The sequence below is a fragment of the Sphingobium sp. FG58 genome (assembly GCF_057809055.1).
Genome location: NZ_JBMDJF010000039.1, coordinates 1 through 8690 on the forward strand (window position 1 = coordinate 1; position 8690 = coordinate 8690).

General features: G+C 56.5%; 10 protein-coding genes and 1 pseudogene. 8 read left to right on the plus strand and 3 right to left on the minus strand.

The annotated features are described in order from the left end of the window. Positions 1–750 (plus strand): SDR family NAD(P)-dependent oxidoreductase (locus ACODR8_RS19625; protein WP_489008805.1); only part of this gene is annotated, 750 nt, incomplete at its 5' end. A 310-nt stretch (positions 751–1060) separates the two neighbouring features. Continuing rightward, the gene (locus ACODR8_RS19630; RefSeq protein ID WP_489008806.1) at positions 1061–1267 is read left to right on the plus strand and encodes a hypothetical protein; all 207 of its coding nucleotides are present in this window, start codon (positions 1061–1063) and stop codon (positions 1265–1267) included. Positions 1268–1426: 159 nt separating this feature from the next. On the opposite strand, the gene ACODR8_RS19635 is transcribed toward ACODR8_RS19630, so the two are convergent. Further along, entirely contained in the window at positions 1427–3670 is a 2244-nt protein-coding gene (locus ACODR8_RS19635; protein WP_489008807.1) for a TonB-dependent receptor, read from the minus strand. A gap of 332 nt (positions 3671–4002) precedes the next feature. Between ACODR8_RS19635 and ACODR8_RS19640 the strand changes: the two genes are divergently transcribed. Genes ACODR8_RS19640 through ACODR8_RS19655 form a run of 4 tightly spaced genes read left to right on the plus strand, consistent with a single transcriptional unit; the run spans position 4003 to position 7209 of the window. Then, complete coding sequence (locus tag ACODR8_RS19640; protein ID WP_489008808.1) at positions 4003–5148, plus strand: sulfotransferase family protein; 1146 nt, start codon at positions 4003–4005, stop codon at positions 5146–5148. A 58-nt stretch (positions 5149–5206) separates the two neighbouring features. Next, the gene (locus ACODR8_RS19645; protein WP_489008809.1) at positions 5207–6133 is read left to right on the plus strand and encodes a DUF6473 family protein; all 927 of its coding nucleotides are present in this window, start codon (positions 5207–5209) and stop codon (positions 6131–6133) included. Between the two features lie 37 nt (positions 6134–6170). Continuing rightward, the gene (locus tag ACODR8_RS19650) at positions 6171–6560 is read left to right on the plus strand and encodes an EthD domain-containing protein (RefSeq protein WP_489008810.1); all 390 of its coding nucleotides are present in this window, start codon (positions 6171–6173) and stop codon (positions 6558–6560) included. A 52-nt stretch (positions 6561–6612) separates the two neighbouring features. Continuing rightward, positions 6613–7209 (plus strand): IS66 family transposase, encoded by a 597-nt coding sequence (locus tag ACODR8_RS19655; RefSeq protein ID WP_489008811.1) that lies wholly within the window; start codon positions 6613–6615, stop codon positions 7207–7209. Between the two features lie 248 nt (positions 7210–7457). Here the strand turns inward: ACODR8_RS19655 and ACODR8_RS19660 are convergent. Next, positions 7458–7652: pseudogene (locus ACODR8_RS19660) on the minus strand (transposase); the annotation flags it as partial. Between the two features lie 78 nt (positions 7653–7730). On the opposite strand from ACODR8_RS19660, the gene tnpA reads away from it, so the two are divergent. After that, on the plus strand, positions 7731–8105 hold the full coding sequence (gene tnpA, locus ACODR8_RS19665) for an IS66-like element accessory protein TnpA (protein WP_489008814.1): 375 nt from the start codon (positions 7731–7733) through the stop codon (positions 8103–8105). Then, on the plus strand, positions 8102–8314 hold the full coding sequence (gene tnpB / locus ACODR8_RS19670; protein ID WP_489008812.1) for an IS66 family insertion sequence element accessory protein TnpB: 213 nt from the start codon (positions 8102–8104) through the stop codon (positions 8312–8314). The genes tnpA and tnpB overlap by 4 nt, the downstream gene beginning before the upstream one ends. A 179-nt stretch (positions 8315–8493) precedes the next feature. Here tnpB and ACODR8_RS19675 read toward each other — a convergent pair. Continuing rightward, positions 8494–8690 (minus strand): hypothetical protein (locus ACODR8_RS19675; RefSeq protein WP_489008813.1); only part of this gene is annotated, 197 nt, incomplete at its 5' end.

Sequence of the window (8690 nt, forward strand, 5' to 3'; positions counted from 1 at the left end):
TTTCGCCGCTTTGGGAATCCCCCACGTGAGTCAGCATCACGGACGGATGGTATTAGTTGTTCAGAACAACTTTTGGCTGCCATGCCTGCTGTGCTTGAAAAGTCCGGCGATGTCGATGCGGTCATCGTGTGTGCGGGGATGTCGGTCGCAGGTCCGCTCGAAACTGCAGCCATATCGCAGCTCCGGACAGTCATGGAAGTTAACTGTTTTGCGTGCCTTGCGATCTATCAGGCTACAATGCCTATGTTGCGCCGGACGCAAGGCCGCCTGATCATGATCAGTTCGATTGGCGGCAAGGTTGCGATGCCGATGCTTGGAAATTACTCCGCGTCAAAATATGCGTTGGAGGGTTTGACCGATTGCATGCGCCGGGAGACGAATGGATCGGGCGTAGATATTATTCTCGTTCAGCCTGGCGGCGTTAAAACGTCGATGACGCGTAACCAGTTGCGTGATATCGAAGATCGCATTGCCAATCTGTCGGTGGACGAGGAGGCCCAGTATGGCACTCTGTATCGCCAGTTCCTTCATGTGGTAAGTTTTGGCTATGAGCAATTCTACTCGCAGCCCGAACAAATTGCGGACGTTATATTAACCGCGCTGGACGCCAAGGAGCCTGCCACCCGCTATCTTGGCGGACCTGATGCTGAGCAGTTCTACTCCATGGCTACCAATATGTCTGATCGGGAACTTGATGTAGTGTTCGCGGAGACATTCGGTACCACACCAACACAAGCCGCGCGAGAATAACGCACAGGTGCTTTCGCCAATTTTATAAATTGGTCCGGTAAATATTGAGCGCTGGTCAACAATCTGGGTGCTGTTCCGAAACTCAATTGAGTAGTGCAAACGCGTTATCTCGACGCTTGCCGCAGTCGTTGGTTCAGGGGCTTTGCAACTCGGATTGTCCAAAGCGACTGTCGGCGGATCGCGACCCCGCTTGAAGGGATGGTCCAGTTGATCGATTTTTCGGCTTTTCGCTCCATGCATCTGTCGGCGCTGGCCTGACGGGAGGAATGTCCATTGTGGGATAGGCGACAAATGGCAATACCGGCACCGCATGGCCGGTAGCCTGATGGTCGAATGTCTGGCATTGTGGCTTGCTGCGGTGACCAAAGAAGCGGCCGGGGCGAAAGGAACAGGTGAACAATCATCGGCTTCAGCGCTGGTTGATATGTTTCCGTACTTGATCGTCCCTGAAAATGGTCGAGGTCGATTTTGTCCTTCCGCTGCTGATGCACTTGCTCACCAATACATCGCGCGTTGATAGCGAAGAAAAGAATCATGTTCGGCCTATGCGGACATGATTCTGGCCTACTTTTCTCCGAACATTATTTCTATCGATCACAAAAAAAGAACCCACAGCACCATCTGGTGCCGTGGGTTTGAGGTCTACCGAGATATCAGATCCCGACAGTGTTGATGTCTAGAAAATATATTCCACGCGCAGGCCATAGGTACGCGGCCTCGCCACATTCTTGTAAACGCCATAAGGTTGACCGGTCTGAACATAAGAGGGGTATTTTTTGTCGAAAACGTTATTGGCGAAAAAGCCCACCCGCAGATTTTCACCGGGAGGGCTGATATAGCCCGACGCATTGACAACGATCAGCTTATTGTCTCGATCTGCTCGAAGTTCACCACCAGCGCCCGGCAGGAAGTCGATTGCTGAACGATAGGTAGCCAGGCCGGATAGTTGGGCGGTCCATGATCCGATCGCGAAATTATAGCTGGCATTGGCCGATCCCGACCAGGTCGGCGCGAATGGTGGTTTGGTTCCGGACAGATCGATCGCGCACGGGAAGATGGTGGCGGCAGGGGCAGCCGGGGTGTTCAGCGTCGGATCATAGCAAACGAGCGACGCGTTGGGGAAGGATTCGTAACGGGCATGCTGCCACGCACCCGTCAGACCCAGGTTGAACCCGTCGAGCGGGGTGAACTGCGCCTCGACCTCGACACCGTAATTCTCCATCGCGCCCGCATTGCCGGTGAGCGTGCCGCCTGAGTTCAGATCGAGCGTCTGGACCTGCTGGTTCTTGTTCTTGGCATAGAAGATCGCGACGTTCACACGAATGCGGTTGTCAGCCATCGACTGCTTGATGCCGATCTCGTGGCTGAAGATCTTTTCGGGCTGAACGGGGGCGACGGGCGCGGCATAGGGTCCGGGGAAGCCGCCCGCCTTGAAGCCGCGCGTAAAGCTGTAATAAACATTGGTCGGCCCGTTATCCCATGCCAGCACGAACCGCGGAGTGAACGCGCGCTGTGACGTCCGCAGTTTGAAGCTGAACGCATTCGGAATGCCGAACGCGGCGGCGAGCGCTGCGTTGGTTTCGCCTGTCCCGCTGCGTTCCTCATAGGTGTAACGCCCGCCAACGGTAACCTTCAACTGGTCGGTCAGGTCGTAATAGCCTTCGAGGAAGGCGGCGTAGGATTGGGTGGTCGCTGTGTTCTTGAAACCAGCGGCCGTATCGGGATCGAAGCTGCCCCCGAAGAAGTTGCCGAGGAACGCGGGATTAAAATAGCCCTTGTCGTACAGATAGCTCAGGCCGAACAAATAGTTGAACCGGCCATCCAGCGTGGAGGACACCTGCAGGTCCTGCGTATAGGATTTGCCGCCGGACCTGGGCACTGAGAATTCGAACAACGGCAGCGGCGTCAAATCCTGATCCGCGGCGCTGTCGGCGGTTTTTTGCTGACGGAAGGTCGTGATGCTCGACAGGGTGAAGCTGCCCATGTCGAATGTCATGTTCAGATTGGCGCCGTAATATTTGGTGTGCAACGGCTGAATGGTCGTGATACCCTCGGTATCATAATAGCCGACATTGGGATTGAGTGCCCCAGGCGCGAGGTTGCAGGCGAGACAGGTATCGTCGCGGCGCTCCAGTGCCGCGATCGAACCCAGATAGGCCTTGGTGTCGTAGAACTGCGCGCCCAGGATGATGTCGGCGTTGCCGGGCTGCCAGCGCAGCTTGCCGCGAACATTATATGTGCGCGATCCGCCTGCATTCTTGTCACCGGTGTTGAGATTGCGGACGAAGCCGCCGTCATGCTTGTATCCGCCCGTGACGCGCAGGGCGAGATCTTCGCCGAGCGGCATGTTGATCATGCCGGACAATGAGCGATGCTCCAGATTGCCCCACTCGCCGCGCACGCGGGCTTCGAACTCGTCTGTGGGATCGGCGCTGTTGATCATGATCACGCCGCCCGTGGCGTTCCGGCCATAGAGCGTGCCCTGGGGACCACGAAGCACCTGGATGCTGCCGATGTCGAAATTATCGAGGATCTCGTTCACAGACAGGGTTCGCGTGAGATAGGCACCGTCCTCGTAAATGGCGACGGGGGTTTCGATGCCCACCGACACGAAATCGGAACCGATGCCGCGAATGTGCGGGGCGAAGAAGCCGTTGGTGGTGGTGAAGCTGGCGCCCGGCGTGATCGATGCGACGTCGACGGCACGGGTCAGGCCGAGCGTCTGAACGGTATCGGCAGTCACCGCGGTCACGGCGATCGGCGTGTTTTGCAGGCTTTCGGACTTGCGCTGCGCCGTGACGATAATGTCGGTGGTCGATTCCGCCGTTGGGTCGGCGCGGTTCGCTGGCGTCTGTGCATGGGCGACCTGCACAAGCAGGGCGCTCAACGCAACTGATAATGGTCCAATTTTCCGCATCATACTCTCCCCTAAAATTATATGCCGACTTTGATGACGACACTGATTTTATCTTCCGCTCATCCCCGTGCACCTTGGGCGGCGCCTTCTGAGGTATGAAGGACCTATATACTATTAAAGAATTGCGCGTGATTCAAGGCTCGCTTATGCTGTGGCGATCAATGTACGCCTATTGTGACAAAAATGCACGGGGTGAACATTTATATGATGTTCGCTCACTCAGCGGCCGAGTAAATAGTAACAACTTGACGAGGGCTTGTTGGCTAGTATCTGGTATCCGCAAACTAAATTGCACGGCCTGCGCGTGCCGTAGCAGCCTGCACAGGAGGGATGCCATGAAAGCATCGGAATTGTTACAGATTGCGTCTGCGCGGACGGGATTGAGCGATTTTGGTCCTGATGATTTTCGCGACGGTTTTTGTTTGCTGGTCGAAGCAATCGATCGCGAATCCGCGATCCGGGAAGATTGCCGGGCGCAATTGCGCGAAAAATTCGTCGACCTGCTGACCCAGCGCCTCTGGTTTGCGGCAGACTTGGCCGCGCACCCCGAGATCGCGAGAGAGCAGATTCGCTCACCGCTGATCATATTATCCCTCCCGCGCACCGGCAGCACCAAGCTTCACCGCATGCTCGGCTCCACAGGCAACTTCCAGACGCTCAAATTCTGGCAGACGATGAAATTTGCCCGCGTGCCGGGTGTCAGCGATGGCGGTGTCAGTCAGCGCATCCAGAATGTCAGGGATTATGAGGCTTGGATGTATGAGCAATCGCCCGACATGCTCGTCGGGCATCCACTGCATGCCGAAGAACCGGAAGAGGAATGTTATTTGATGGAGGCGACCTATCGCCATCCGGCTATTTTCGGCATGTATGACGCGCCATCTTTCGCAGCCTGGATTGCGCAGGCTGACATGACCCCGGCCTATGACTATCTCGTTTCGGTCGTCAAGTATCTGCAGTGGCAAAACGGGTCGCCGCCAAAGCCATGGCTGTTCAAGGACCCGAACCACTTGGGCCAGGAAGATTTCCTGACCGAACGATATGAAAATCCCCGCTTCATCGTCACGCATCGGGACCCTGTCAAATGTGTTCCTTCGGTGACAAGCACGGTGATGGCCTCACGGGGCATTTTTTCCGATCTCGACAACAGGCACCTGTTCGCCTCAAAAATGCTTGGCCATCTTTCCGGCGCGATGGACAGGCACATGGATTGGCGGGCGCGCAATCCCCATATTCAGGTATTGGACCTGGCATTTCGCGACGTGGTCAAAGATGGCCTGTCGGTCGCGCGCACCGTATATGATTTTGCTGGTATCGATCTTTCGCCCGGTGCGCTGTCGGCCATCCGGGGGTGGGAAGCCGATAACCCCAAGGGCAAGCATGGCGAAGCCAGATATTCAGCGGAAGATGTTGGCAGCACTGATGCTGAGATCGCCAATATCTTTTCGCGCTACACGACCGCGTTCAAGGACTATATTTGAACAAGTCTGAACATGCGAACATATGTCGCCGTCGCAAATATACTAATGGAGATATCTCGTGGTAAATTATGCGTTCAAGCCGGATGATCATCCTGCGGAATGGAGCCTGGACTATAGCAAGCGCGACCATGAGGTTGTCGATTATCAATATTATGAAATCGAGGGCATTCCGGGCGTCAAGTTTCGCGGTCCCGCTCTCGCGGAAGATGTCATTGCCAGCGGTAATTATTTTACCTGCCTTGGCGGTGCGCAAGCCAACGGCATCTTCGTCGAGCGCACCTTTGGGGATATTCTGGCTGAACGGATCGGTATTCCGGTACTTAATCTGAGTGTCGGCGGCGGCGGCGCCGGCTTCTATCTTCAGGCTCGTGGCCTTCTCGATCTGGTTAATGCCGGTCGCTTCACTGTCGTTCAGGTCATGACCGCACGGACCGAACCCAATTCGCGCTACGGCCCTTATGGGTTCGTGGAGGCGCTGCTCGACCTTGAGACAGGGAGGCAGACGTCCACGATGGAAGCCTGGACGCATGTTTTCAACAAAGAGAGGACGGACGCGCCCAAATATGTTTCCGAGAGTCTGCGAAACTGGATTAAGCGCTATCAAGACTTGGCTGAAAAAATCACGGTGCCCAAGATCCTCTTCTATTTCTCCGACAAGGATCTGAACGAGCCGGTCGATTATACGGCATCCGATATGATGGCCATTCTTGGCAAATTCCCGCAGTTCGTCGATGCAAAGGCGATCGACGAAGTGCGTCCGCTGTTTGACACCTATGTCGAGTGCCGGAGTATGCGGAATTATAATCATCCGCTCGTCAGCCGTTTCACCGGCGAACCTGTGGAAGTCGACGGCGGCAGCATGGCAGATTATGCCAAGGGGCTGAAATGGAGCACAAACCATTATTATCCCTCGCCCGAAATGCATGAGGATGCAGCCGATGCCTTGGCGGACGCTATGCCTGCCCTGAAGCTGCAAGAGCAATAGTCCGGCGTTTCCGACCAACTCTATAAAGGTATAGGCCATGCATAAGCTGATGATGTTCATGAAGCGGAAGGAAGGCGTTTCCTTCGAAGATTTCCGGTCGCATTACGAGAATGTCCATATTCCTGCAGTAGCGAAATGGGTCGGGCATTTGTTCACCGAGTCAAAACGCTATTATCCGCAACATTCCGTCAACTTCTATGCTGGCCGCCCCGATGCCGACCAGGCGCCCACCGATGATGGCGGCGTCGATTATGATGCGGTCTCGGTCTACACTGTTAGGGATGAAGCAGCACTGGCCGAGGTGATGCGGATAGCAGTCGATCCCGAATTTACCCGGTGGGTGACCGAGGACGAAGCGAATTTTGTCGATCGGGCTCGTTCGCGACAAACGGTGACCGAGGAAATTACTCGGGCTGGCATGGGTTGAAAGGTCTAGTCTTGCACCCTGTGCAACCGCTTGCGCGCAGGATGACAGTTTTGTGCAGTCGCAGGCTCGGCACGCGCTGCTGATCCGCGTCTCTGTGATTTTCGACCTAGAACACGCCATCAATGGGAGGTCCGCGCAGGGTCGTCTTGCCCTTCGCCAGGAACTCAGCTTCCCGCTGTTGGCCGAACTGGAAACATGGATGCGGGAGAACCGCACGAAGCTCTCGAAGAACAGCGATGTCGCCGAGGTCATGGATTATATGCTCGAGGCATGGCCGGCCTTGACTGCCTTCCTTGATGACGGCTGCATCTGCCTCACGAGCAATGCTGCGGAACGGGTCGAAATCATTGCCGGTGATCGCGCGAGTGCCTATGCGTGCGGAGCGCGAGAAGGCGCGCCGGCTGCCCGCCAAGCCGCCGATCGCTGGCATCTGCTTTGCAATTGCTCTGACGCATTACTCAATGTTGTGGAGCGTCGATACCGGGTGGTGCGAGAGGTCGGGAAATCCATAGCCTTGCAGGGGCCGGCGCCTGCGAACTGCATATCAGGGGCGCTTCATCTGGAAAAGGCGGTGCGGCATCGGTTAGAGCGGCGGCAGAGCCGCAGGGCCGTATTCGAAAAGGTTATCGAGCTGAGGCATCTAGGGTGAAGCCAGTTGGCGATCCAGCGCGAGTTGGGTGTGGATCTGAAAACCATCCGAAAGTGGCTGAAAAACGAGGCACCGGGATCATGGCAACGCACGGTATACAAGGCCAATGCAGCCGATGCGTTCGAAGCCTATCTTCGCGGGCGTGGCACGAAGGATGCCGGAATGCCACCCAACTTTACCGGGAGGTGTGCGAACAAGGCTATCATGGGGACTGTCAGGATTTCCGTGTGTGACCGGGCGGTTGATCATCAGGCCGCCATGGCCTTGATGAAACGTTCGCCGAAGATGACGGCGAATTGTGCCTTTGCCATCGTCCATTCACGAGGCGGCATCTTCCACTCTTTCTCCGACCTGTTCAAGATCAGATAGAGCAGCTTGGTTGCGGCATCGTCACTGGGGAAATGCCCCCTTGCTCTGACAGCTCTGCGCAGCTTCGAGTGTACGCATCCGGCGAAGGCCCTCTGTCGCTGATCGGCGCGTCCTGAGAGGTTAGCCATGTGGCAAGCACTGAGGTTTGCCACATGGCTACGGGATGTGCAGTGGGTCAGGTAACGGTGTTTTCCGGCGCGCAGAGGCGGCGACGGTGGAGTTTGGATGAGAAGCTGGCGCTGGTGGAGGCCTCGATGGCGCCCGGCGCGTCGATCGCAGACGTCGCCCGCGCTGCGGATGTCGATGTTTCGCTGATCTACAAGTGGCGGCGGATGTTGGTAGGCATGGCGCCCGAGAGGCCGCGAGCGTCCCACCAGTTTGCCGAGGTCGCAATCAAGCCGCAGCAGCCTGCTGCGCCTGTCGCAGATAACGCGATGGTGATCGAGCTGCCCAGCGCCAAGCTGCGGATACCGCCCGGCGCGTCGCCCGAGCTTTTGAAGGTCATGTTGCGGGAGTTGCTGGCATGATCCCGATCCCGGGGCATGCCCGTGTGTGGATCGCCACGGGTCACACGGATATGAGGAAGGGGATGGCCTCCCTGGCCTTGCTGGTTCAGGAGGGCTTTGGCCGCAAACCACATGGCGGCGATCTGTACGTGTTCCGCGGAAGGCGCGGCGATTTGCTGAAGATCATATGGCACGACGGCGTCGGGGCATCGCTTTCGGTCAGCACATGAAGCGGCGGCGGTAACATCCGTAGGGTGAATCAGCCAATCGACCTTCGCGCAACACTTTTCTGCCAGCCCCGTGAGCAATTACCTATTTTGGAACGCTTGATAATCTCCACAGCCAACTTTCCTTTGCCCACGGGGCAGCCCGCAACTTATCACCCGTGTGACAGCCATCAGCAAACACATCATGCGTCCATGGGAACCTTGGGCGGACTGCCGAGCGGCGTGGAGACGGAATACATATGGCGATATGACGTTTGAATAATAAAATAAGAACTTTCCATTATATCAATGAAGATATTGGATGTCGGCTTCGGTTGTATCGCCCTCCCGCAACCAACAAAACCGACATTCCCAAAAGCCCCGACGCGAAAGCGCCGGG